At 72.7% G+C, this 24,296-nt stretch carries 21 protein-coding genes and 2 pseudogenes; 10 read left to right on the top strand and 13 right to left on the bottom strand.

The annotated features are described in order from the left end of the window. Positions 1 to 33: 33 nt before the first annotated feature. Positions 34 to 918 (bottom strand): menaquinone biosynthetic enzyme MqnA/MqnD family protein, encoded by an 885-nt coding sequence (locus ABD369_RS20235; RefSeq protein WP_344637860.1) that lies wholly within the window; start codon positions 916 to 918, stop codon positions 34 to 36. Between the two features lie 391 nt (positions 919 to 1,309). Between ABD369_RS20235 and ABD369_RS20230 the strand changes: the two genes are divergently transcribed. After that, positions 1,310 to 1,513, top strand: coding sequence for a cold-shock protein (locus ABD369_RS20230; RefSeq protein WP_344637859.1), 204 nt, complete (start codon positions 1,310 to 1,312; stop codon positions 1,511 to 1,513). Positions 1,514 to 1,862: 349 nt separating this feature from the next. Further along, positions 1,863 to 2,465 (top strand): annotated as a pseudogene (locus tag ABD369_RS20225) (bile acid:sodium symporter); the annotation flags it as partial. A 156-nt stretch (positions 2,466 to 2,621) separates the two neighbouring features. On the opposite strand, the gene ABD369_RS20220 reads toward ABD369_RS20225, so the two are convergent. Beyond that, entirely contained in the window at positions 2,622 to 3,944 is a 1,323-nt protein-coding gene (locus ABD369_RS20220) for a dicarboxylate/amino acid:cation symporter (protein WP_344637858.1), read from the bottom strand. Between the two features lie 319 nt (positions 3,945 to 4,263). Then, entirely contained in the window at positions 4,264 to 4,836 is a 573-nt protein-coding gene (locus tag ABD369_RS20215; RefSeq protein WP_344637857.1) for a penicillin-binding transpeptidase domain-containing protein, read from the bottom strand. Here ABD369_RS20215 and ABD369_RS20210 point away from each other — a divergent pair. After that, positions 4,835 to 6,052, top strand: a complete 1,218-nt coding sequence (locus ABD369_RS20210) for an MFS transporter (protein ID WP_344637856.1) — start codon at positions 4,835 to 4,837, stop codon at positions 6,050 to 6,052. The genes ABD369_RS20215 and ABD369_RS20210 overlap by 2 nt on opposite strands. A 65-nt stretch (positions 6,053 to 6,117) precedes the next feature. Here ABD369_RS20210 and ABD369_RS20205 read toward each other — a convergent pair whose 3' ends face one another. The 4 genes and pseudogenes from ABD369_RS20205 to ABD369_RS20190 all read right to left on the bottom strand — a co-directional run bounded on the left by ABD369_RS20205 (position 6,118) and on the right by ABD369_RS20190 (position 8,921). Continuing rightward, positions 6,118 to 7,185 (bottom strand): LacI family DNA-binding transcriptional regulator, encoded by a 1,068-nt coding sequence (locus ABD369_RS20205; protein ID WP_344637855.1) that lies wholly within the window; start codon positions 7,183 to 7,185, stop codon positions 6,118 to 6,120. 27 nt (positions 7,186 to 7,212) lie between these two features. Continuing rightward, positions 7,213 to 7,554: a DUF4229 domain-containing protein gene (locus ABD369_RS20200; protein WP_344637854.1), complete on the bottom strand. Its 342-nt coding sequence runs from the start codon at positions 7,552 to 7,554 to the stop codon at positions 7,213 to 7,215. A 188-nt stretch (positions 7,555 to 7,742) separates the two neighbouring features. Continuing rightward, a pseudogene (locus ABD369_RS20195) lies at positions 7,743 to 7,874 on the bottom strand (GNAT family N-acetyltransferase); the annotation flags it as partial. Between the two features lie 534 nt (positions 7,875 to 8,408). Beyond that, on the bottom strand, positions 8,409 to 8,921 hold the full coding sequence (locus ABD369_RS20190; RefSeq protein WP_344637853.1) for an ATP-binding protein: 513 nt from the start codon (positions 8,919 to 8,921) through the stop codon (positions 8,409 to 8,411). Positions 8,922 to 9,505: 584 nt separating this feature from the next. Here ABD369_RS20190 and ABD369_RS20185 point away from each other — a divergent pair. Then, complete coding sequence (locus tag ABD369_RS20185) at positions 9,506 to 10,360, top strand: sigma-70 family RNA polymerase sigma factor (RefSeq protein ID WP_344637852.1); 855 nt, start codon at positions 9,506 to 9,508, stop codon at positions 10,358 to 10,360. After that, positions 10,357 to 11,520: a hypothetical protein gene (locus ABD369_RS20180; RefSeq protein ID WP_344637851.1), complete on the top strand. Its 1,164-nt coding sequence runs from the start codon at positions 10,357 to 10,359 to the stop codon at positions 11,518 to 11,520. The genes ABD369_RS20185 and ABD369_RS20180 overlap by 4 nt, the downstream gene beginning before the upstream one ends. Before the next feature lie 44 nt (positions 11,521 to 11,564). Here the strand turns inward: ABD369_RS20180 and purU are convergent, their stop codons facing one another. Continuing rightward, a complete protein-coding gene (gene purU / locus ABD369_RS20175) occupies positions 11,565 to 12,440 on the bottom strand; it encodes a formyltetrahydrofolate deformylase (RefSeq protein WP_425557686.1) in 876 nt (291 codons plus the stop codon). A gap of 270 nt (positions 12,441 to 12,710) precedes the next feature. Further along, on the bottom strand, positions 12,711 to 13,229 hold the full coding sequence (locus ABD369_RS20170) for an SCO4402 family protein (RefSeq protein ID WP_344637849.1): 519 nt from the start codon (positions 13,227 to 13,229) through the stop codon (positions 12,711 to 12,713). 185 nt (positions 13,230 to 13,414) lie between these two features. Here ABD369_RS20170 and ABD369_RS20165 point away from each other — a divergent pair, with 185 nt between their 5' ends. Beyond that, the gene (locus ABD369_RS20165; protein ID WP_344637848.1) at positions 13,415 to 14,728 is read left to right on the top strand and encodes an ABC transporter substrate-binding protein; all 1,314 of its coding nucleotides are present in this window, start codon (positions 13,415 to 13,417) and stop codon (positions 14,726 to 14,728) included. A gap of 125 nt (positions 14,729 to 14,853) precedes the next feature. On the opposite strand, the gene ABD369_RS20160 is transcribed toward ABD369_RS20165, so the two are convergent. Together ABD369_RS20160 and ABD369_RS20155 are read right to left on the bottom strand one after the other, a co-directional pair. Beyond that, complete coding sequence (locus ABD369_RS20160; RefSeq protein ID WP_344637847.1) at positions 14,854 to 16,098, bottom strand: flagellar basal body-associated FliL family protein; 1,245 nt, start codon at positions 16,096 to 16,098, stop codon at positions 14,854 to 14,856. A 247-nt stretch (positions 16,099 to 16,345) separates the two neighbouring features. After that, on the bottom strand, positions 16,346 to 17,722 hold the full coding sequence (locus ABD369_RS20155; RefSeq protein WP_344637846.1) for an NsdA family TPR-like regulatory protein: 1,377 nt from the start codon (positions 17,720 to 17,722) through the stop codon (positions 16,346 to 16,348). Positions 17,723 to 18,049: 327 nt separating this feature from the next. Between ABD369_RS20155 and ABD369_RS20150 the strand changes: the two genes are divergently transcribed. Next, positions 18,050 to 18,748, top strand: a complete 699-nt coding sequence (locus tag ABD369_RS20150) for a bifunctional DNA primase/polymerase (RefSeq protein WP_344637845.1) — start codon at positions 18,050 to 18,052, stop codon at positions 18,746 to 18,748. A gap of 682 nt (positions 18,749 to 19,430) precedes the next feature. Here ABD369_RS20150 and ABD369_RS20145 read toward each other — a convergent pair. Continuing rightward, positions 19,431 to 20,123 (bottom strand): iron-dependent transcriptional repressor DtxR, encoded by a 693-nt coding sequence (locus ABD369_RS20145; protein ID WP_344637844.1) that lies wholly within the window; start codon positions 20,121 to 20,123, stop codon positions 19,431 to 19,433. Positions 20,124 to 20,334: 211 nt separating this feature from the next. Here ABD369_RS20145 and ABD369_RS20140 point away from each other — a divergent pair, with 211 nt between their 5' ends. From ABD369_RS20140 to ABD369_RS20130, 3 genes are all read left to right on the top strand, one after another. Then, a complete protein-coding gene (locus tag ABD369_RS20140) occupies positions 20,335 to 21,111 on the top strand; it encodes a sugar isomerase domain-containing protein (RefSeq protein WP_344637843.1) in 777 nt (258 codons plus the stop codon). A 107-nt stretch (positions 21,112 to 21,218) separates the two neighbouring features. Beyond that, complete coding sequence (locus ABD369_RS20135) at positions 21,219 to 22,205, top strand: DUF4231 domain-containing protein (protein WP_344637842.1); 987 nt, start codon at positions 21,219 to 21,221, stop codon at positions 22,203 to 22,205. Positions 22,206 to 22,368: 163 nt separating this feature from the next. Then, the gene (locus ABD369_RS20130) at positions 22,369 to 23,244 is read left to right on the top strand and encodes an alpha/beta fold hydrolase (RefSeq protein WP_344637841.1); all 876 of its coding nucleotides are present in this window, start codon (positions 22,369 to 22,371) and stop codon (positions 23,242 to 23,244) included. A gap of 12 nt (positions 23,245 to 23,256) precedes the next feature. On the opposite strand, the gene ABD369_RS20125 is transcribed toward ABD369_RS20130, so the two are convergent. Further along, positions 23,257 to 24,234: a 2-hydroxyacid dehydrogenase gene (locus ABD369_RS20125; RefSeq protein WP_344637840.1), complete on the bottom strand. Its 978-nt coding sequence runs from the start codon at positions 24,232 to 24,234 to the stop codon at positions 23,257 to 23,259. Positions 24,235 to 24,296 lie beyond the last annotated feature (62 nt).

The raw sequence follows: 24,296 nt of genomic DNA, 5'->3' as shown, positions 1-24,296 counted from the left end.
CCGCCTCACCCGCCCTCCGCACCGCCGGCGGCCTCACCCGACCGGTTGGGCCGACTGGAGCAGCCGCACCGTCACATCGGGTGCGAAACCGCTGTCGTGGCCGGTGCGCCGGGCGAACTCGGCGATGCCCGCCAGCTGCCGCTCGCCGAGCGAGAAGTCCAGCGCCTCGCTGAAGTACCGTTCCAGCGCGGCCGCGTCGAACGACTCCCAGCGGGCAGCCTGCTCGGCGACCTTCCCGGCTTCGGCCAGCGAGAGGTCCCGGGACTCCAGGAAGGCCCGGTGCACGGCGTCGACCAGCTCGGGGTAGCGCTCCACGTACGGCCGGCGGGCGGCCCAGACCGCGAAGACGAACGGCAGCCCGGTCCACTCCTTCCACATCTCGCCCAGGTCGTGGACGTCCAGCCCCCGCTCGGGCGCCTGCTCCAGCGTGGCGCGCAGCGCGGGGTCGCCGATCAGTACCGCGGCGTCGGCCTCGGCGAGCATCGCGTCCAGGTCGGGCGGGCAGCTGAAGTACTCCGGGCGCACGCCCTCCCGCTCCTCCAGCAGCAGGCGCGCCAGGCGCACGGAGGTGCGGCTGGTGGAGCCGAGCGCGACCCTGCGCCCGTCCAGTTCACTGAGCGGCCGCCTGCTGACGATCACGCAGGACATCACCGGCCCGTCGCTGCCGACCGCGATGTCGGGCAGGACCACCAGCTCGTCCGCGTGCCGCAGGTACTCGACGCAGGTGATCGGACCGATGTCGAGCGTGCCGTTCACCAGCTGGTCGCTGAGCTTCTCGGGAGTGTCCTTGGTGAGGTCCAGGTTGAGCAGATTGCCCGTCCGGGCCAGCCCCCAGTAGAGGGGCAGACAGTTGAGGAACTGAATATGTCCCACCCGGGGCCTTACCGCCACCGAGCCACTCGCATCCTGTGCGGTCACCACACACTCCTCTGGGTGCTCTGTTCGTACTCTCCCGCAGGGTATGCCCGCCCCCTCGCGGCCCCGACACCAGCCTTCCGGCACGCCGTCGACCGGCTGTCAACGGCTTCAAACCAGGCTGCCGACACATGGCTGAATCACTGCGACACACCTGACGATGTGCCTTCGGTCACCCCTGGTCGGGGCCGCCCTCGCGTGCTACCGTTCCACTCAGTTGCAGTTTGATTCCCCTTGCAGTACTTGAAGCCTGCGGAGCATGTAACCGCGGGCTTTTTGTAGTTTTTCAGCATTATCGAAAAACTCCGGAACATTCCGGAGGCAGGGCGATCAGCGCAGCGGACCGGATGCCACACGGTGTGGCCTCCAACACGTCCCTCGCAAGGAGAACGGCATGGCTCAGGGAACCGTCAAGTGGTTCAACGCTGAGAAGGGCTTCGGCTTCATCGCCCAGGAGGGCGGCGGCCCCGACGTCTTCGTCCACTACTCCGCCATCAACGCGAGCGGCTTCCGCTCGCTGGAGGAGAACCAGAACGTCTCGTTCGACGTCACCCAGGGCCCGAAGGGCCCGCAGGCGGAGAACGTCACCGTCATCTGACATCTCCTCTGATGATCTGATCGCTCGGGGCCTTCACTGGCCCGAAAGGCGGCCGTCAGGGCCGCCCCCAAGAGCACGACAAGCAGTACCAAGGGGGCCCGCCACGTCCCGTACGCGGCGGGCCCCCTGCCTGCGTCCACGCCCGGTGCAGGCGTGATCGAAACCATGCGCCGCCCGCGGACCGTGATCACCGCGGCGAACCGTGCCCTGCGGCGGATCGGCGTCGACGCCTTCATCCCGCTGCTGCTCGGCACCGTCGCCCTGGCCACCCGGCTCCCCTCCTGTACGGCGCGCGGCCGTCCCCCGCCGGGCGCTGGCCAGCGCCCGGAACCGGCGCCTGCACCCGCCGATGACCGGCTCCACCTACCTGCCGTTCCCGCTGCTCGGCGAGGCCGCCCGGCCGCTGCCGGACAGCGTGCTGCCACCCCGGCCGGCCACCGGCGTGCTGTACCCCACCCTGCTGTCCTCGACCGTCCAGTCGTCCATCGCCTTCACCTCGATGGCGCACGGCAACGTCGCGGTGGCGATCTGCGCCGCCACCTCCGCCAGCCTGCTGGGCATGCTCACCCCGCTGCCGACGACCTGGTGGCCGGCCGGCGGAGCGGGAGTCCGGGTGAGCGAGGGACAGATTCCGGACATTGTGCTGCAGCTGCTGCTGCCGATCCTGCTCGGTAAGCTGCTGCGCCGCCGGGTCGGGCCGTGGATACGGCGGAGCCGGCCGATGACCCTGGTCGTGTCCCCGGGTTCCATCCTGCTGATCGCCTACAGCGCCTTCAGCGGCGGCGTCCGGCAGGGCATCTGGAGCCGGGTCACCGCCGGTGAGATCCTCCCGCTGGGCTTCGACCGCGCCGACCGGCTCACCGTCCGGTTCTGCGTCTCCGAGAAGTGCCGGGCGAGCGGCCTCCCGCTGGCCGTGATCCTGTTCCCGGCGGCCTCGGTCGGCCTGACGGTCCTTCCACTGATGCTCTTCCACCAGATCCAGCTGATGGTCTGCACCGTCCTCGCCCAGCGTGGGGCCGCACCGGGACCCGGACCTGAGGGCGCCCCGGGACGGCGAAGAGCCCGTACCCGGTTTCCCGGGTACGGGCTCTTCGTGGCCGGTGGCGCGTCAGGCCGCGACGACAGCCGCCTCGGCAGCGGGGGCGTCGTCGATCAGATCGCCCGTGGGGTTGTCGTAGGCGGCGAGGTCGAGGCTCTTCTCCCGGGCCGCGACCAGGATCGGGATCACGGACTGGCCGGCCACGTTGGTGGCGGTGCGGACCATGTCCAGGATCGGGTCGATGGCCAGCAGCAGGCCCACGCCCTCCAGCGGGAGGCCCAGGGTGGAGAGGGTCAGCGTCAGCATCACGATCGCACCGGTCAGACCGGCGGTGGCGGCGGAACCGATCACCGAGACGAACGCGATCAGCAGGTAGTCGCCGATGCCGAGGTGGATGCCGTAGACCTGGGCGACGAAGATCGAGGCCAGCGAGGGGTAGATCGCGGCGCAGCCGTCCATCTTGGTGGTCGCGCCGAACGGCACCGCGAAGGAGGCGTACTCGCTCGGGACGCCCAGGCGCTCCGTGACCCGGCGGGTGACCGGGAGGGTGCCGACCGAGGAGCGGGAGACGAAGCCCAGCTGGATGGCCGGCCAGGCACCCCGGTAGAAGTTCAGCGGGTTGAGGCCGCCCGCGAAGCGGAGCAGAGCTGCGTAGACCACGAACAGCACCAGCGCGCAGCCCACGTAGACGTCGGCGGTCAGCGTGGCGAAGGGCTCGAGCAGGTCCCAGCCGTACTTGGCGACGGACTTGCCGATCAGGCCGAGGGTGCCGATCGGGGCGAGCCGGATGACCCACCAGAGCGCGGTCTGGGTGAGGTCGAGCACGGACTCGCTGAGCTTGCGGACCGGCTCGGCCTTCTCGCCGATCTTGAGGATCGCGGCGCCGGTGACGACTCCCAGGAAGACGATCTGGAGGACGTTCACCTCGACGAAGCTGGTCGCGATGTTGGTCGGGATGATCCCGGTGAGGAAGTCGACCCAGGAACCGGCGTGGTCGGGCGCCTTGAGCCCGGCGGTGGAGAGGTTCGCGCCCTGGCCGGGGTCGGTGAGCAGGCCGAGGCCGAGGCCGATGCTGACCGCGATCAGCGAGGTGATCAGGAACCAGAGCAGGGTACGGACCGCCAGCCGGGCGGCGTTGGTGACGTTCCGCAGGTTGGCGACGCTCACCACGATCGCGGTGAAGACCAGCGGCGGGACGGCCAGCTTGAGCAGCTGGACGAAGGTCTTGCCGATGGTGTCGAGGGTGCTGGTCAGCCAGGAGACGTCCAAGGCCCGGGCGAGGTAGCCGAGGAGCAGGCCGAGGACGAGGCCGGCGACGATCTGGACCCAGAAGGGAGTCTTGCGGACCTTCCCGAGCGGGGAGGGCGCTGGTGCGGCAGGCGCTGCGGACATGGTGGTGCGGCTCCGGAGGACGGGGCGGAAGAGGGCGGGAGGGACACGGCGGCACGACGACGAGCAGCGGGCGGGAAGGGCCCGGACGTCAGGAAGGGCGTGCCGCCGGCATACAGCTGGGCGCGCGGCGGGGGCGCGGACTGTCCACAGCACCGGACAGGCACGAGCACGGCATGAGCGGGGTGCTCATCCCGTGCCGGTGAGGCGCGCCTGTGGTGGTCACGGCCCACACAGTAGCAATAAACCTTTGAGATGTTCAAAGTACTTGTTTGAGGTGCGGCTGCGAACCATCCCCGGCGCACCCCGGTGGCGCTCCGGACTACTTCCCGAAGGCGGCCTTGATCACGGCCTTGGCGACCGGCGCGGCCAGCCCGCCGCCGGTGACGTCCGCCCGGCCGGCGGAGCCGTCCACGACCACCGCCGCGACGGCGATCCGGTGCCCGTTGCCGTCGTCCGCGTACGAGGTGAACCAGGCGTACGGGGTGCCGCTGTTGCCCACACCGTTCTGCGCGGTGCCGGTCTTGCCGCCGACCGCCACCCCGTCCACCGCCGCCGACGTCCCGGTCCCGCCGGTCACCACCGTGACCATGGCGGACCGGAGTTGACCGGCCGTCCGCTCGCTCATCACCCGGGACAGCTGCTGCGGCTTGAAGTCCTCGACGGTCCGCCCCTGGTGGTCGGTGAGCCGGTCCACCACGGACGGCCGCATCAGCACACCGTCGTCGGCGATCGCGGACGAGACCGACCCTCCCTGACAGCCGCGCGCCTTCGGCCGGCTCCCCGCGAAGCCGCGCGCCCGGCGCCCGTCCGCCGATTGACCCTGATTAGTTATACGTATAACTTGCTTACGATCCCACGTCCCCTGTGCCCGAACGGGAGAACCGACCGCCATGGGCTACCTCGCCCTGCTCCGCGCCCCCCACGTCACCCGCCTCCTGTTCGGCACCCTGCTCGGCCGCCTGCCCGCAGGCATGACCGGCCTGGTCATCGCACTCGCCCTGCGCGAGGCCCACACCTCGTACGCCCGGATCGGCCTGGCCACCTCCGCCTACGCGCTCTCCGCCGCGATCGGCGGCCCGGTCCTCGGCCGGATCGTCGACCGCACCGGCCAGCCCCGGGTGCTGCTCGGCTCCGCCCTGGTCGCCGGCCTCGGTTACGCCATGCTCGCCCTCGCCCCCGGCTCGGCCATCGCCGCACCCCTCGGCGCCGCGACAGCCGGACTCGCCATGCCGCCGCTCGAACCCTGCCTGCGCGCCCTGTGGCCCGCCGTGGTCAAGGAGGAGCAGCTCGACACCGCGTACGCCTTCGACTCCGCCTCCCAGCAGATCCTCTACGTCGCGGGACCGCTCGCGGTGGCCGGCATCTCCGGCCTGTTCGGTCCGTCCACAGCCCTGTGGACAGCCGCCGTGCTCGGCCTGCTCGGCGTCCTGGTGGTCGCCACCGCCGCACCCGCCCGCGCCTGGCGGGCCCCCGCCCGCGAGGCCTCCGCCGGACTGCTCGGGCCGCTGCGCTCGCCGGGTCTCGTCGTCCTGCTGATCGGGCTGGCCGGAGCCGGCTGGGCGGTCGGCGCGCAGAACGTCCTGTTCATCGCCTACGCCGAGGAGCACCCGCACGGCCTGCCCGGCGGCGCCGGCACCCTGCTCGCCCTGGCCGCCCTCGGCGGACTGCTCGGCGCGCTGGCCTACGGCGCGGTCCGGTGGCGCAGCAGCACCGCCACCCGCACCTGGGTGATCGCGCTCGCCATGGGCGTCTCCTACCTGCCGCTGCTCCTGCTCCCGGCCCCCGTCCCGATGGCCGCCCTCGCCTTCGTCTCCGGCGTCGGGCTGGCCCCGCTGCTCGCCGCCGCCTTCGTCCTGGTCGCCGAGCTCGCCCCCACCGGCACCGTCACCGAGGCCTTCGCCTGGCTGGTCACCCTGTTCGCCACCGGCAACGCGGCCGGTTACGCCGTCTCCGGCGCCCTGGTCGCCGACTCGCTGCGCGCAGTCGCTCTCTGCGCCACCGCGGGCATCTGTCTCGGCGGCCTGCTGCTGTTCGCCACCCGGCGGCTGTTCCGCCCGGCCGCCTCGACATCTCCCGATCCGGTCACGGAGCAGGTGCTGACCGCCTGAAACCGGACCGGTCCTGGCACGGAGCCATCCGGATCCGGCCCAATCGAACACCGAGTGACGGCTCCTCAGTCACCGTCCGCAGGTGCCGCACAGGTGGAGTTGCGGACCACAAGGCCGGTCTCCAGCGGAGCGGCCGAGACCACCGGCTCACCGCGCAGCAGGGCAGCGAGGGCGGCGACACCGACCCGGCCGAGGGCTTCGCCGGGGAGGTCGACGGTGGTCAGGGGCGGTGCGAGGAGATCGGCCACCGGGATGTTGTCCATACCGACCACCGAGACGTCGGCCGGGATGCGCAGGCCGAGGTCGGCGGCGGCCTGGTAGAGACCGGAGGCCACCACGTCGTCGTCGCAGACCACCGCGTGCGGCCGGTCCGGCGCGCTGAGCAGCTGGTGGGCGGCCGAACGGGCGGCCCGCTGCCCCTCGTTGAGGGTGACCCCGAGCTCGACCACCTCAAGTCCCTTGGCGGCGGCCTCGAAGGCGGCCTGCCGGACCCGGAAGGTGTACGCGGAGTGAGTCGAGCGCAGGTGGCCGATCCGCCGGTGGCCGAGGCCGACGAGGTGTTCGACGGCGGCCCGCATGCCGCCCGCGACGTCGAGTTCGACGGTGGGCCTGGCCTGGCCGCCGGACGGGGCCGAGGGATCGGCGTCGAGGAACACGGCGGGGACGTCGGAGGGCAGTTCGCCCAGCTGGCTGTCGTCCGGCGAGCAGATCAGCAGGCCGTCGAAGCGGCTGGTGGTGGCCGCCTCGGCGAGCGTCGCGCTACCCCAGCCGGAGCTGACCACCACGGCCAGGCCGTGCTTCCCGGCCTCCTCGTGGACGCCGACCAGGACCCGGCCGAAGAACGGCCCGAGGATGTTCGGCACGGCGAGCAGGATCATCCCGCTACGACCGAGCCGCAGTTGGCGCCCGGCCGCCTGCGGCCGGTACCCGAGGGCGCGGGCGGCCTCGCGGACCCGGTGCCTGGTGGCCTCGGAGACCCGGTGCCCGGACTCGGTACCGGAGAAGACCAGCGAGACGGTCGCCTGCGAGACCCCGGCCAGCCGCGCCACGTCCCTCCCGGTGGGCCTGCGCCCGGACGCGGGGAGCTCGGAACCGGGCTCGGCGGGTTCTTGGGTCGGGTCGGCGGCGGTCATGGCACGGATACGGGTCGGCGCTGCCCGTCAGCCCTTCGCGGCGGCGGCACGGGCGGCCTCGTCCGCCGCGTCCTCTTCGGCGTTCTGGGCGGCGATCCGGTCGGCGGTGCGGCTGCGCATGCCGGTGATCTTCTCGGAGATCTGGGCCGACATCTCGTCCCGCTGCTTGCTGAGCAGGACGTAGCTCAGCGGGGCGGACACCAGCGCGGCAAGCAGCACCAGGAAGACGATCCCGGTGGTGCCGACCACCGGGATGATGCCGAAGTGGCCCAGCAGCAGGGCGACCAGCAGGCAGCCGAGGAAGATGCTGGCCCGCAGGGAGGTGTAGCGGAGCGTGGCGTGCTTCCCGCTGCTCGCGTTGCTGCTCACGATGGACTTCCTTACTGCAGGGGTGCGGCCGGCCGGACGGGTCGGCGCGCTGCGCGCCGGTCTTCCAGTGAAGCATGCCTCACATCGCGCCCGCCCGGGCCTCCCCGGGCGGGCGCCGGGCCCGGGCCGGTCACGCCAGTCGAGCCACATGGTGACGTCGTCGCGGTCGTCACCCTCGGCGACCGCCACACCCGGTCCTCGGTGACCGGCGGCACGAAGCCCACGGCACCGCCCGCATCGCTCACCCCCGCCCACAGGCCGACGATGCCGTCCTGCAGTCCGGGAGTCAGGTCGGGATCCAGGGTGAGGATCAACGTCATGGGCCCGGAGCTATCCACCCATTGCGACAGGCTCTCCGCGGGCCGTCTCACCGACGGGAGCCGGAGCGGATGGCGGCGCGTCGTACGCACCCCAGCACGGTACGGGCCGCCATCCCTCCGGGACGCGGGCCCTGAACCCGCGCACGGGCACTCCGCACTCGCCAAGGGGCACACCCGGCTGACCGGCAGCCACAGAACTCCCCCTGCTGACCCGGTTCGAGTGTTCCCTCGACGTCCCCTCGCAACGGAGAGCTGCACCCAAGAGTGATCAGTCGGATACTTCACGTCAATGGTTTGTCTGAAATTCGGAATGGTTGCGGCGCATTTCTTGGTTCACGGGGGCGCGGTCCGCGCGCCGGAGGCGCGGATCGCACGCGCCCCGGCCGCGCGCCGGGCGCGGAGCGCCGGAGCCACACCACGCCGAGAACTCGCGCCGAGACGTACCCCGGTGCGCCGGACGGCCGGCCAACAGCCGGGCACCGGGCGCTGGCCGGGTGTCAGGGGGCGTGTGCACAGGGCGGGTGAGACCGTACGTCAGCGGGCGTACGCGCCGGCCGCGGGAGCCTGCTCGACCGAGTGGTCGACCGCCAGGTCCGGCCCGATCTCACACCAGACCCGCTTGCCCGACCCGTCCGGGTACCAGCCCCAGCGGTCGCAGAGCATCTCGACCAGTTCGAGCCCCCGGCCGTTGGTCGCGTCCCCGGCCGCGTGCCGGGGCGCCGGAGCGGCCCGGCTCGCGTCCGCCACCTCGACCCGCACCACCGGAACACCGTTGCGGCCACTTGGCGCCGCCGTACCGCCGCCGGCACCGGCCGCACCGCCCGCGCCCGGACAGCAGACCGGCATGGAGAGCCTCAACACCGCCGGACAGCCGGTGTGCACCACCGCATTGGTCACCAGTTCCGACACCACCAGGACGAGGGTCTCGGCGAGCTGCGCGTCCGGCTCGACTCCCTGGCCCTGGAGCCGCGAGCGCACCCAGCGGCGCGCCCTGCCCACCTCGGCCGGATCCGCCTGGACCGCCAGCTGCACCTGAAGTACCTGCACCGCTCCACCACCCGCACTCGCAGTTCGGCCACTCTCCCGACCGCCCGACCCGGGCAGCGGGGCACTTGATCACGCCGGTCCGGTGGGCCACGAGCATTCCGAGGCCCGATCGGACTGCCCATGGCTCGAACCGCCCATGGCTTCGTCACGAATACGCCTCAGGATGATCCGGCAGACCGGACGCAGCAAGCGCTTCGGGCATATTCCAGCGATCGAGGGACAGTGCAGTGCATACTGTCCCGCTCACCCTGACGAGCCTCGCACCGGCGCTCGTCCGGTGGCTCGACGAGGCCCGGTGGACACCCTGTGCACGAGCGTAACGAAACGTACCGCCACCAACCCCGGATCCGGCGATCGCCACGAGCGAACCACCCTTCCTAGATCTGTCCACGACCCTTCGAACACCGGTAACGGAGCCATTGTCACTATCTGACGATCAGAAACATTTCTTCCGCTTCTTCCGACGATTCCGCCACGGCCGGGAAAGGCAGCGGGATAACGTGGTGCCGAAGGCGCGGAGAAACACCCGGCCGCGGGCTGCCGGCCCAGCAGACCGGTTCTGATCCACGGACGATGGAGGGGCCATGGCCGCTGCCGCGGCGTCCGGCCCGCGACGGGCCGTCCCGAGTGCGGCCCCGAGCGGCACCCGTAGCGGCGGCCCGAGCTGGGACGAGCTGATCCAGTGGCGGCTCGCCCGGGGCGAGGAGACCGCCCTCGGCGAGCTGTACGACCGTTTCGCCCCGCTGGTGCACGGGCTGGCGGGTTGCATCCTGGACGACCGGATGGCCGCCCAGCAGCTCACCCGCGAGGTCTTCGCCCACTTGTGGGAGCACCCCGACTCCTTCGACCCGACCCAGGGCTCACTGCGGTCCTGGCTGGGCGCGCTGACCCGCCACCGGGCACTCGACCGGCTGCGCACGCTGCACGCGGACGACCGCGAGCTACGGGCGCGCGCCGGCGCGGCCCGGGCGCAGTCCGCCGTCGCGGCCCTGCCCGATCCACTGCGCGAGACCCTCGCGGTGACGTACTTCGACGGCCGGACCTACCAGGAGACTGCGCTCCGACTGGGCATCAGCGAGCAGGACACCAAACAGCGCATCCGGCTCGGGTTGCAACTGCTGGCCGACCAGCTCGGCGACGGCGGGCAGGGCGAGGAGGAGGACGACGGCGGAGGAGTGCTCCGGGGCGAGGACGAGCAGCCGGACGCGAACCCGGCAGCCGGCCGGCCTCCTGAGGCAGGGAGTTCGGAAGCACGCGTGTGCGCCGAGCGCACGAGCCCGACGCATACGGGTCCAGGGCGCAGGGAGACCGGGCTTGCGCGCCCGGCGCGCCCACATCGGGAGCCTGCGCACACGGAGTTCAGGCACCCCGGACTCGGGCCCACGGAATCCGGGCCCACGGAATCCGGGCGCACGGACGCAGCGGGGGCGGGCACATGAGCGACGACGGCGCGCGGCACGAGTCCCTCCGCTCCCTGCTCGGTGTCTGGGCGCTGGACGCCTGTCCGCGCCGGGAGGCCGCCGAGGTGGCCCAGCACCTGGCGCTCTGCCCGGAGTGCGCCCGGGAGGCCACCCGACTGCGGGACGCCGCCGCCCGGCTCTCCGCCGACGATCCGCTCGACCCTCCCGGGTCGCTGCGCCAGCAGGTACTCGACTGGTGCCTGGCGCGCAGGCCCGCCGAACTGCCCGTCCCGTCCTGGGCCGCGCCGTACGCGACCGAGACCGCCAAGCTGGACGCGCTGCTGCGCGACCTGGGCCCCGAGGAGTGGCAGGAGGTCGCCGAACTCCCTTGGCACGGCGGGGTGCAGCGCTGGCGTCCGGCTCAGGTGCTCTGCCATCTCGCGGCGGTGGACGGTCTTCTGGCGCCCGCGCTGGGACTGCCCGACCCCGTCCCTGGAGCGCCCGCGCCCCTCACCGCCCCGTCCCGGGCGCCGTCGCGGAGCGAACCGGGCCCGGTGGCACGGCCCCCACGGAGCGGCGGGCCGCTCGGAGTGCTGGAACGCAGCGAGCGACTGATGGCCGATCGGGCCGGGTCCGAGCCGGCGGCCGTCCGTTGGATGTGGCGGCGGCAGAGCCACGCCCTGGTGCAGGGCGCCGCGCTGCGGGCCGACGGCGGCGCTCCGGTCGACTTCGGCTTCGCCACCGTGCCGCTGCGCGACGCCTTCCTCGACCGGGCCTTCGAGTGCTGGATCCACGGGGACGACATCGCCCGCGCGGTGGACTACCCGTACTCTCCGCCGAAGCCCAAGCACCTGCGGTCGATGATCGACCTGGCTGCCCGGACGCTCCCGCTCGCTCTGGCCGCGCTGCGCCAACCCCAGCCGGAGCCGGTCGGGTTCGGCGGACCGCCGCCGCGTGGGCGGGTGGTCCGGATGGTCGCCGACGGCCCGGGCGGCGGCGAGTGGCTCATCCCGCTGGACGGCCCCGAGTCACCGCCGGACGACACCGATCCGGTCGCCTCGATGGTCCTGGACGGCCTGGACTTCTGCCGGCTGGCCGCCGCCCACGAGCAGCCCGAGCACGTGCTGGTCGGGGAGTTCGGCGACCGCGCCGCGATCCGGGAGGTACTGCGGGCGGCCCCGCTGCTCTCCCGCCCGTAGCGGCGCCGCCGGCCCGGGCGGCGTCCACCGGGGGCGTGAACTGCCTAGCCGAAGACGACGGTACGAGTGCCGTTGAGCAGCACCCGCCGCTCGCTGTGCCACTTCACCGCACGGGCCAGCGCCTGGCACTCGACGTCCCGGCCGAGCGCCACCAGCTGGTCCGGCGTCACGTCGTGGGTGACCCGGGCCACCTCCTGCTCGATGATCGGGCCCTCGTCCAGGTCGGCGGTGACGTAGTGCGCGGTGGCACCGATCAGCTTCACGCCCCGGGCGTGCGCCTGGTGGTACGGCTTGGCGCCCTTGAAGCTCGGCAGGAAGGAGTGGTGGATGTTGATCACGCGGCCGGACAGCGCCTTGCACAGGTCGTCCGAGAGCACCTGCATGTAGCGGGCCAGCACGACCAGGTCCACCTTCTCCGCCGCGACCAGGTCGAGCAGCCGCTGCTCGGCCTCGGCCTTGGTCTCCCTGGTGACCGGGACGTGGTGGAACGGGATGCCGTACGACTCGGTGAGCTCGCGGAAGTCGGTGTGGTTGGAGACCACCGCCGCGATCTCGATCGGCAGCGCGCCAATCCGGGTCCGGAACAGCAGGTCGTTCAGGCAGTGGCCGAACTTGCTGACCATCAGGACGACGCGCATCCGCTCGTCGGTCGGGTGGATCTGCCAGTCCATCCGGAACGAGGCGCCGATCGCGGCGAAACTGGCCCGCAGCTTCTCCGCGTTGACCGGCTGCTCGGCGGAGAAGTGCACCCGCATGAAGAACAGTCCGCTGTCGCTGTCGCCGAACTGCTGACTGTCGATGATGTTGCAGCCGGTCATGAAGAGGTAGCTGGAGACCGCGTGCACGATCCCCTGCTTGTCGGGGCAGGACAGCGTGAGAACGTACTGGGTGCTGGCCGGCGGCTGTTCCACGGTGGGGATTCCCGTCCTGAGGTCGATGGGTGCGCAGGCGGTCCAGGGTGTCACATACCGGACACCGCTCGCCGCACTGCCCGCCATCCGGAACGCACCGTCGCCGGACGGGCCCGGGGGGGAATCCGGGCCAGGAGTGGCGCGGGGAACCGCTCGGACCGGGGCGCGGCCGCAGCGGGCCGGTCCGGTGGGGCGGCCCGCTTCCCGGCGGACGCCGCGGCCCGGCGCCGCCCGCCGCGCGCACTCGGCCGGGCGAGCGGGGCCCACGCCACCGGGATTTCACCCGATCTTCGTCAGGATCCGGAGCACCTCCAGCGAGCGCGGCGCCGCGTCCGGGTCCTCCCCGTCGCTCGTCGCGAGCACCACGTGCGCCTCCCGCGCCACCCGCACCGCCTCCGGCCAGTCCGGGTGACTCAGGTAACTCGCGGCGGGGGCGTCCGCGCCGACGGCGTGCAGGATGCGCAGCACCCGGAGCACCGCGTGGTCCACCAGCGCCGCCTCGGTGCTGTCCCGGAATATCGTGCCGACGTACTTCTCCGCCGACCAGCGGTCCAGCCAGGTGTCCTCGACCAGGCGGTACACGGCGTCGGTCACATCGCCGTAGCCGCCGTGCCCGGCCAGCCAGGTCTGCTGCTGGAAGGCGGGGTCGGAGAGCATGTGCAGCGCGGAGCGGAGGCGGGCGCGCCAGCGCCACCAGGGCAGGTCGTTGAGCGGCATGCCGCCCATCGTGCTTGAACGGTGCCCGCCACGAGAAGTGGTTCGGGTAGACCGGTACGAGGAATCTGAACTGGCGGACATGGGCAACGATCGTACGTTCCCCCACCGTTAGCCATCCACATGCGCTCTACACGCGTCATCCCAGCATCGCCCCCGGAGTTCCCTCTCCATTGGTCCGCCGTTCTCCCGACGGACCTTTCCCCGCACCCGGCCGGGTCGAGGCTTGAGCGGCCGTACGCCCAGGAAACCCCGGGAGGGGCACCATCATGGAACCGAGTGGAAATCCCGGTCAGCGGCACTCGACCGGCGGCGGACAACCCGTACGCGCCCGCCAGCGCACCATGGGAGCGCTCGCCGCGAGCGTCGCGCTGTTGCCCGCGCTGCTCTCCGCCTCGGCCTGCGGCGATCACGCCGACGCCGCCGCGACCGCGGACCGCCAGGTGACCCTGATGACCTGGGCACCGGCCGACACCGGCGCCGCCGACCGGCCCGGCATGACCGCGCTGGCCGAGGCGATCGGCCGCGAACTCAACGCCAAGGGCGGCCTGGCCGGTCACCAGGTCACCGTCCTGACCTGCAACGAGCGCAACACCGCCGACGGCGCCACCGCCTGCGCCCGGCAGGCCGTCAGTGCCCACGCCTCCGCCGTGGTGGGCTCGTACAGCCAGTTCGGCGGCAACTTCGTCCCCGTGCTGGAGGCCGCCGGCATCCCGTACATCGGCGGATACGGGCTCTCCACCCCGGAGTTCAGCAGCCCGCTCTCCTATCCTGTGGACGGCGGCACCCCGGCGCTGATCGCGGGCAGCGGGCTCCAGCTGGTCGAGGTCGGCTGCAGGACCGTCACCCTGATCCGGCCCGACACCCGGGCCGGCGACACCCTGCTCGGCTACCTCGCCGGAGCCCTGGCGCCCGCCAAGGTCAAGCTGATCGACCTCCGCGCGCCCGAGCAGTCCAGCGACTACGCGGCCATCGCCGCCAAGTCCATCGGCGCGGACCGGCCGGGCGACTGCATCACCAGCGCGCTCGGTGCGGAGGCCACCTCCAACCTGCTCGATCCGTACCGGCGGCTCGGGCCCAAGAACACCGTGCTGGCCTCGGTGATCGGCAGCTTCCAGCAGTCGGTGGTCGACTCCACCGGCGGTGACAGCGGACCGCTCGGCGGCGCCTACGCCACCGGCTGGTACCCGCCCGAGAGTTCGCACGTCTGGGACGCACTGCGGACCACCGTGCACGACTACGGCAGCAGCGACACCCCCATCGACGTGTCCGATCCCGGGGTGCAGACCACCTGGGTCGCGTACGAGGTCGTCCGGCAGGCCGCCGAGCGGGTCGGCGACGGGAAGCCGCTCACCCCTAAGGCGCTCCGCAACGTCCTGGACGGCGGCGAGCCGATCGACACCGCCGGCGCCACCCCGCCCCTCAACTGGGGCATGACCAGCATGCTGCCCAGCGCGGACTCGCCCCGCCTGGTGAACACCTCGGTCACCTACCAGCAGGTCAAGGACGGCCGCCTGACCGAGCCGCACCCGGGCTTCGTCGACGTCCGCTGGGTCCTCGTCGGCGGCAAGCCGCCGGCCTGAGCCGGCGGACCGCACCGACCGGGCGGCAGCCCCCGGGCACGGGGAAGTCACTCCCACCCTCGCCGTCCCGGGGCCCGGGAGGGCTCATCACGCCCGGGCGCCCGCTCTGGAACGGTCTCCCGGCCTCAGAGTTCGCTGGTGCTCTTGGTGGGCAGGCCGGTCTGGGCGGCGATGGCGTTCCAGAGCGTCGAGGCCTGGCCCTTGGCGGTGCTGGCCGTACCGCTGGCCTCAGTGGCCGCCTTGAGGTGCGGGTTGTCCTGCTTGGACGCGTCACAGCTGGCGACCGAGTCACCGGCCCAGCCCGCGTACTCGCGGTCCGCGGTAGCCGACGCCTGCCAGGCCTTCTGCAGCTGCTCGACCAGCTGGGCGCCGCTCGGGAGCTTGTCGACCTTCAGCCCGCTCAGCCCGGCGATCAGCTGGTCACGCTGGGCGGCCGCCTGGGTGAGCGTCTGCTGCGACTCCGGCAGCTGCTGGCACTTGCCGACGGCGGCCACTGCGGCGATCACGGCCTGACGGCTGGTGCTGGCCTTGCCCAGCAGGTCCGAGACCGCCTGCGCCTGGGCCTGCAGCTGCGGGTCGGCCGCCGAGCCGCCGGAGGCGGCCGGGCTCGGCGCGTTGCTCGCGGTGGTCTTGGTGACCGACGTCGTCTTGGCGGCACTGGTGTTGTCCGTCTTGCCGCCACCACCGCTCATCATCAGGCCGGCCACGATGCCCACCACCGCCAGACCGCCGACGACCGCACCGCCGATCAGCAGCTTGTTGGAAGGGCGGCGACCCCCGTCCTCCGTGCCCGGAGCGTACGCCGGGGGCGCACTCGGGAAGCCCTGTGCGGGCGCACTGCCGTACGGCTGCTGCGGCGCCCCGACCTGCTGCTGGCCCCCGAAGGACTGCTGCTGGCCGCCGAACGACTGCTGCTGACCTCCGAAGGACTGCTGCTCACCGAAGGACTGCTGCCCGCCGTACGAGGGCATGCCCGCGGCCATCGTCTGCTGCGCGGCGAGTTGCTCGGCGCCGAACTGCTGCTGACCTCCGAAGGACTGCTGCCCGCCGTACGAGGGCTGGCCCGGCATCGCCGCCTGGCCCGGCAGCGGCTGCTGGGGCAGGCCGGCACCGGCCGCCGGCTCGCCGGCCGGGTACGGCGGCAGGTACTGCGTGGCCGCGGCCGCGTCGGCCGGCGGCTGCGGGGCGGCCTGGTGCGGGGCCGCTCCGACGGGGCCGCCGCCGAGGTACTCGGGACCACCCTGGAACTGCTCTGTCGGCACGTCCTGCTGCTGCGGCGGCGTGGCGCCCTGGGCACCGGCCGGCTCGGGCCGGAACAGATCGTCCAGGTTGAAGTCGTTGGAGCTGGAGTACGAGCGGCGCTGGCTCAACGCGATTCCTCACCTGTGTGTGGCACCTGGCACGCGCGGGCAGGCGACAGCCGGGCGGCGTCCTGCCGCCCGAACCGTCGAAACCGCGTCTGCACCCGGGCCTTCCTCGGTTCTTCCGCGCGCTCGCTGACGGCGGACCACGACCACCCGGCGCGTCGCGCGACGTCTGCGACGGCGCTCCAACGCCGAATATCGGGCCCACGCTACCTGTTCACCGGCACGGGTGACTACGCGGGCCGGTCTTCTCTCACGCGGCCTCCACGTCGACCCGGGCCTGGAACTCCCGGACCACCCGGTTGTCCCGGTACGGTTCGAGCCTGCGGCGGAAGTCGTCCAGGTACTCCACGCCCCGGTTCGACCGCAGCCCGCTGAGCAGCCGCACCGCCTGCGCGCCGGTCTCGCAGGCCCGCTCGACCTCGCGCTGCTGGAGCTGGGCGGTCGCCAGCAGCACCAAGTCCACCGCGCGGCGCCGGACCCGGGTCGGCGGGTGGAGTTCGAGCGCGGTGCGGGCGTAGCGCTCGGCCTGCGCGGCCTGCTCCAAGTCCCGGTGACAGTGCGCCAGCTCGTCGGCCAGGTATGCCTCGTCGAAGTGGACGATCCAATCGGGGTCGTCCTGCGGGTTGCGCTGCTCCATCGCGGCCAGCGCCTTGGCGGCCACCGCCTCGCAGGAGCGGGCGTCACCGAGCAGGGCGTGCCCCCTGGCCTCCGCCGCATAGAACATCGCCATCGCAGTCGGGGTGGCCACCGTACGGGCGCCCTCCTGTGCCGCGCGGGCGAGTTGGGCGATCTCACGCGGATTGCCGAGCGTCGCCGCCAGGTGACTCATCGAGGCGGCGAGCACATAGCCGCCGTACCCGCGGTCGTCCGCGGCCTGGGCCAGCCGCAGCGCCTGGATGTAGTACCGCTGGGCGAGGCCGGGTTGGCCGGTGTCCACCGCCATGTAGCCCGCCAGCTCGGTGAGTCGGGCGACCGCGGCGAACAGCTGGCGGCCCGTCTCCTCCCGGTACGCACCGCCGATCAGGCCGGAGACCACGGAGTTGAGGTAGTGCACCACCACCGGGCGGACATGGCCGCTGCCGAAACGGTGGTCCAGCTCGACCAGCATCTGGGTGGTCGCCCGGATCGCCGCCACATCGGCCGGGCCGACCCGGGGACCGCCGGTGCGGGCCACCACCGGATCCGGCGGGGTGATCAGCCAGTCCCGGCTGGGCTCGACCAGCGCGGAGGCGGCCACCGTCGCCCCGGTCAGGAACTCACGGCGGCCGACGTCGCTGCGCCAGAGCTCGCAGACCTGCTCCAGGGCGGCGCTCAGGGTGGGCGCGAACTGCAACCCCACACCGGAGCTGAGGTTCTTGCCGTCGGCCATGCCGATCTCGTCCACCGTGACGCTCCGGCCGAGCTTGCGGCCCAGCGCCTCGGCGATCACGGCGGGCGCCTGGCCGCGCGGCTGCTGGCCGCGCAGCCAACGGGCAACCGAGGTCTTGTCGTAGCGCAGGTCGAGGCCGTGCTCGGCGCCGCAGAGGTTCACCCGGCGGGCAAGCCCGGCGTTCGAGCAGCTCGCCTCCTGAATCAGCTGCTGCAAGCGCTCGTTGGGCTGTCGTGCGACAAGTGGTCTCGCGGCCATGGGTTTCGCCTCCCCACGCCCCCGGCGCTGACCGGCGGGCGACGATTCTGCATGCTCTGGTGCCGACGTGCCGACCGGTTAGGGCTTCTGACCTCAGATTAGCGATCAGCAACACCTGCGGGATACCCACGGTGACGAACCCACTCCCCGCGCGCCCTGCCAAATGCCCCTGTGCGCCCCCTGCTGCGCCCGGCGCGACCCCCGTTCGACTGCACTGCGCCCTAACGGGGTTGGCGCACCTCACCGATACGGGTGACATCGCATCCGGCTCGCTGACCACGCGGGTCCCAGCCGTAACCCCATTCACGGACCGTAGTTGAGCAGCGCGTGGAAGACACCCCAGGAACCCAGGAGCAGGAGCTGCCCCAACTGCTCATCGAAGCCGTGCGATACGCCGAGGACCGGCACTGGGAAGTCGCCCCCGGCACCTGGCTGATCGAGGGGGACGGCCCGGCGCGCTGCTCGTGCGGCGACCTCGACTGCGCGTTCCCCGGCGCACATCCCACCGGCGCCGACTGGCGCCGCAAGGCCAGCGCCGGCCCGGGGGTGGTCAGACGCTGGTGGACGGAGACCCCCTCGGCCTCGATCCTGCTGCCCACCGGGAGCGCCTTCGACGTGCTGGACGTCCCCGAGGTGGCCGGCTGCCTGGCACTGGCCCGGATGGAGCGGATGGGGCTGCAGCTGGGCCCGGTGGTGGCCGTACCGGCGGCGGCCGGGCAGGTCGGACGGCGGCTGCACTTCCTGGTGCTGCCCGGGGTGCAGAGCAAGCTGCCGGAGCTGCTGCGCAAGCTCGGCTGGACGCCGGGCCGGCTCGACCTGGCGGCGCGCGGCGAGGGCGACTTCATCGTCGCCCCGCCCTCCCGGGTCGGCCCGTACCGGTTCGCCCAGTGGGCCCGGCCGCCGTCCGCGCTGAACCGCTGGCTGCCGGACGCCACCGAGCTGATCAGCCCGCTCGCGTACGCCTGCGGGCGGGGTGGTGCCGCGCCCGCAGGCGCGACGCGGCCCCAGCCGGTGGCGGCCCGCTGAGCCCGCCCCGGACGGCCGACCGGCCGTACCCCGACCACCGCCCTGGGCCTATCGGGTGAAGGGCGGCGCTGCGCGACACCACGCGCGCACCTGACGGGCCTTGTCTCCCACCGGAGACGGGGCCCGTCAGACGCATGTGCGGATAAAAGACCGGTGTACCCGATCGTCAGAGGTGAAAGCCCCTCGTACGAGTGACACCGCTCAAGGATTGCGGTGATCTGCCGAGGGGAGGAATTGCGTCGAGAGGGGCGGTCGGCGAGACAGTCAGGAGGGCAGCAGAGCAACAGGAAACCCGAGCCACGCACAGGGGCCGTCGCGGGGCTACGGGGATCGGGGCAGCAGGGACCGGGGGACACCGGGGAGGGCGCTCGGACGGGGAAGCCGAGCGCGGTGAACGGGGAGGAAGCCGGGGGGCCGTGACACCGATCGCGCTCGGGGTGGTCGGGGTCACGGGCCGGGGGGCCGGGGAGGGAAGCGGGGAGGGCTGGGAGGGGCCGACGGGCCCGGTGCACGGGGATGCACCGGGCCCGTCGGCGTTGTGCGGAACACGCTCGCGCGAGCCTGCCCACAGGCCGCGCGCGCCCGGCAGGTCCTTCCGGCCGGGCACACCTCTCCAGTCAGGCAGGCTCTCCGGTCGGGCAGGCCATTTCGGCCGGGCATGCCCCACCGGCGGCGCGGCGGCTCAGGACTGGGTGACGAAGACGTGCGCCGTGATGTCCTTGCCCAGTTCGGCCGGGCTCTCGCCGCTGCCGACCAGCAGACCGCCGACCCCGGCCGCGACCTGGACGGTGGCACCCGGACGGACCCCGGCGCGGCGCAGCGTACGCATCAGGCCCTCGTCGGTCTGGATCGGCTCGCCGATCCGGCGGACCACCACGCTCGTCCCGCTCTCGCCCGGCTGCACCGCGTCCAGGGTGACCAGGGCGGCGTCGAAGCCCTCGCCCTCGGCCTTGGCGTCACCGAGCTCGTCCAGGCCGGGGATCGGGTTGCCGTACGGGGACTGGGTGGGGTGGCCGAGCATCGCGAGCACCTTGCGCTCCACCGTCTCGCTCATCACGTGCTCCCAGCGGCAGGCCTCCTCGTGCACCTGCTCCCACTCCAGGCCGATCACGTCCACCAGCAGGCACTCGGCGATGCGGTGCTTGCGCATGACCCGGACGGCGAGCCGGCGGCCCTCCTCGGTCAGTTCGAGGTGCCGGTCGCCGGCGACCCGGAGCAGGCCGTCGCGCTCCATCCGGCCCACGGTCTGGCTCACGGTGGGACCGCTCTGCTCCAGCCGCTCCGCGATCCTGGCGCGCATCGGGGTGATGCCTTCCTCCTCCAGCTCCAGGATGGTCCGAAGGTACATCTCAGTGGTGTCGATCAGCCCAGACATCGCAGCCGGCTCCGTTCATCGGTGTCCTCACCGCCAATTCTGACGTACCGCGCCGACTACCAGAGCCGCTCGGCCCCTGTGCCCCGGGCATTTCGTCCCTGTTGACAGCAGGCCGCCACAAGCCGCACGGTGCTCGCCGTAGCTTTCGCCATTGCCTTTCCCGAACTGCGGTCCGGACCGTCCCGGCCGCACAGCACGGTACGGAGATCTGATGAGCGACCTGGTCGAGCAGTACTTCGATGCCGCGGTGGCCCACCTGCAGCGAGTCCGCACCGAGGAGTCCGGGAACATCGAGCGGGCCGCGTCGCTGCTGGCCGACGCGGTGGCCGAGGGACGACGGATCCTCACCTTCGGCGCCGGACACTCCTCACTGCCGGCCCAGGACGTGGTCTACCGGGCCGGCGGACTCGCGGTGGTCAACCTGCTGAACGTACCCGGCATGATCGGGGTCAGCGTGATGCCCGCGCCGCTCGGCAGCGCGCTGGAGCGGGTCTCCGGCCTGGCTCCGGCCACCCTCGACCTCACCCCCGCCCGCGAAGGCGACCTCGTCTTCGTCATCTCGCTCTCCGGGCGCCAGGTGATGCCGGTCGAGCTGGCACAGCACGCCAGGGCGCGCGGACTGCGGGTGATCGGGGTCACCTCGCTGGCCTACCCGGGCGAGGTCGCCTCGCAGCACCCGTCCGGGACGTACCTCAAGGACCACTGCGACGTGGTGCTGGACAGCAAGGTCGCGGTCGGCGACGGGGAGCTGTCGCATCCCGGGGCCGGGACCGCCTTCGGGTCCGTCTCCACCGTCGTGACCAGTGCGCTGATGCAGGCCGTGGTGGCCTCGGCGATCGGAAAGCTCGCCGACCGGGGCATCACCCCGCCGCTGTTCCGCTCCGGCAACGTGGACGGCGGCACCGAGTGGAACGCCCGGATGATGGCCGAGAACGCCGACCGGATCTACTACGCCTACCCGCCCGGAAAGCCCGGCCCGGCGGCCTGAACTGGTGTGCTGTGTCCGGAGATTGGCCGGACGTGACGCGTACCCGACTCGCCGCCGGGGCAGTAGGTACCTGCTGATGACACGGCGAAGTGGCAGTGGGGGCCGACATGGCAGCGAGGTCAGGGCGGTCGAACCGGCGTTACGAGGAGCGCGACCTGCTACCCGGGCTGTTCTGGACGGCCGACTCCTCCTCGCTGCAGGGGCAGCGCCGTGCCGTCGCGCTCTCCCGCTGGGAGTTGCTGCTGCTGGTCGCGGCGGCCGCGGCGGGCTCGGCGGACGGCACGCTCTGGGCCTGGCTCGCGGCCTTCGCCTACCTGTGCACCGTCGCCCTGGCCGCGGTGATCGGCCGCCAGAACCCGCAGGGCCTCTGGTACGAGGGCCGGGCGGCCGCCGAGTCGGTCAAGACGCTCTCCTGGAAGTACGCCGTCCGCGCCGACGCCTACCAGCCGCCGCCGCGTGCCCTGCCGGACGCCGAGCTGCTGTACGACGCGCAACTCGGCGGCATCATCGGCCAGTTCGGTGCCGGCCGGGCGATCCCGCAGTTCGACCGGGTGCAGGCCGAGCTGTCCACCTGGCGCGGACCGGCGGACGGGCGTCCGGCTCGCCACCCGCAGATCACCGAGACCATGGCGGCGCTGCGCGAGCAGCCGCTGGTGATCCGGCGCGAGGTCTACCTGCGCGAGCGGGTGCAGACCCAGCGCGACTGGTACAACACCAAGGCCCGGCAGTGCGCCGCCGCCAGCCGCTGGACCAGTCTGTTCGGCATCGCACTGCCGCTGCTGGGCCTCGGGCTGGCGGTACTGCGCGCGCTGGGGTACTTCAGCTATGACGCGCTCGGCACGGTCTCCGCCGTCGCCGCCTCGATCGCCGCCTGGGCCCAGCTGCGCCAGTACCGGCCGCAGGCGGCCGCGTACTCCCTGGCTGCCTCCGAACTCGCCGTGATCGAGGCCCAGCTGGGCAGGCTCAACCTCAACTCGGGCGAGGCCGAGGAGGTCTGGGCGCGGCTCGCGAGGGACGCCGAGGACGCGATCTCGCGGGAGCACACCACCTGGCAGGCCCGCCGAGAGGTCCGGAACCTGGATGTGGCGGGGTGACCGACCCCCGCAGCGGGCATGTACCGGACATGGACGTTCCCGACGGCACGGTACGACGCGGCCCAGCTGCGCCGGTTGCCGTGGACGGGAGATCCTCCGCGCCGAACTCCCTCACCCTTCAGGCGCGTCAAGGATCACTACCCCCTGACGAAGGAGAGACCGAGTGGCGGAACTCCTGGTCCAGGCCCCCGACGGCCGCAGGCTGGCGGTGGACACCCACGGAGACATGCAGGGCCGTCCGGTCTTCCTGCTGCACGGCACACCCGGCAGCCGGGTCGGCCCGCTGCCACGCGCCTCCGTGCTCTACCGGCTGGGCGTACGACTGATCTCCTTCGACCGCCCCGGGTACGGGGACTCCACCCGGCTACCCGGCCGCCGGGTGGGCTCGGCGGCCACCGACGTGGCGGTCATCGCCGACGCCCTCGGCATCGGCGAGTTCGCCGTGCTCGGCCGCTCCGGCGGCGGCCCGCACGCGCTGGCCTGCGCGGCGCTGCTGCCGGACCGGGTGACCAGGGTCTCGGTGCTGGTCTGCCTGGCTCCCCGGCACGCCGAGGGGCTCGACTGGTACGCCGGGATGACCGAGGCCAACCGGCACAGCTACAGCGAGGTCGAGCGCGGCCCGCACCGCTTCGTGGACGCCTTCCAGGTCAGGTCCCGGAAGATCAAGGACGATCCGACCTCCCTGATCAAGGGCCTGGTCCCGGAACTCTCGCCCGCGGACCGGACGCTGGTCTCCGACGCCGGCATCCGCCGGATGCTGCTGAGCACCTACCGGGAGGCGTTCAGGTACGGCGCGTACGGCTGGATCGACGACGTACTGGCCTTCACCACCGACTGGGGCTTCAAGGTGGAGGACATCACCGTCCCGACCAGGTTCTGGCACGGCGCCGACGACCAGTTCTCCCCGGTCGAGCACTCCCAGTGGCTCTCCGACCACATCCCGGGTGCCGAGCTCTACCTGGAGCCCGGCGCCGCCCACTTCGGGGCCCTGCGGGTGATGGCGGAGGAGATGAAATGGGCGGCCGGGCCCGCCAGTTGACGGGGCGCGCTGCTAGCTGCGGACGGCCTGCACCGGCGTGAGCGGTGCGGCGCCCGCGAGGACGGCGAGGACGTTGTCGACGGCGAGGCCGCCCATGGCCTGCCGGGTGCGCACGGTGGAGCTGCCCAGATGCGGCGCGAGCACCGCGCGCTCCTGGGCGAGCAGGGCGGCCGGGACCTCGGGCTCGCGCTCGAAGTTGTCCACGGCGGCCGCGAACAGCGCACCGGAGTCCAGGGCGGCCGCCAGCGCCTCCTCGTCCACCACGCCCGCGGTCATGCTCACCACCACCGCCCCGGCGGGCAGTCGCGCGAGGCGGTCGGCGTCGAGCAGGTGCCGGGTGGCGGCGTTGAGCGGGCAGGTGACCACCAGCACCTGTGAGCGCTCCAGCAGTTCGTCCAGCGGCAGCCACCGGGGACCGTCCTCGGCGACCTCGGCCGGCCGGGTGCGGTTGTGGTAGCCGACCGGCATGCCGAAGGCGGCGGCGCGACGGGCCACGGCCCGGCCGATCCGGCCCATGCCGAGGATGCCCAGCGGGGTCCCGGACAGCTCCATGCCGAGCAGGAAGTTGGGTGCCCAGGCCCAGGGCCGCCCGGAGCGCAGCCAGCGCTCGCCCTCGCCGAGCCGGCGGGTGGCGGCCAGCAGCAGGGCCCAGGCCATGTCGGCGGTGGCCTCGGTGAGCACACCCGGGGTGTTGCTGACCCGGACCCCGCGCTCGGCGCAGGCGGCGAGGTCCACGTTGTGGGTGCCCACCGCGTGGTTGGCGACCAGCCGCAGGCCGGGGCCGGCCGCATCCAGGAACTCGGCGTCCACCAGGTCGTCCAGGGTGGTGACGACGGCCGCCTTGCCCGCCACCGCCCGGAGCAACTCGGGCCTGGGCATCGGCAGATCGTCGTCGTGCAGGGTGACGTCGCAGGACGGCGTGAGCCGTTCCAGCACCCCCGGGGCGAGCCGGCGGGTGACGAGTACGGACGGCAGCGAGGTCTCGGTCACAGCTCGGCAGCGTACACGCCGCGCCCCGGGGCGGTCGGGTACGCGCCTCGAAGGCTGCACCC

It is taken from the genome of Kitasatospora cystarginea (assembly GCF_039533515.1).
GTDB classification, from domain to species: Bacteria; Actinomycetota; Actinomycetes; order Streptomycetales; family Streptomycetaceae; genus Kitasatospora; species Kitasatospora cystarginea.
Note: the sequence above shows the minus strand (reverse complement) of the source record. Positions and strands in the feature narration are given on the sequence as shown.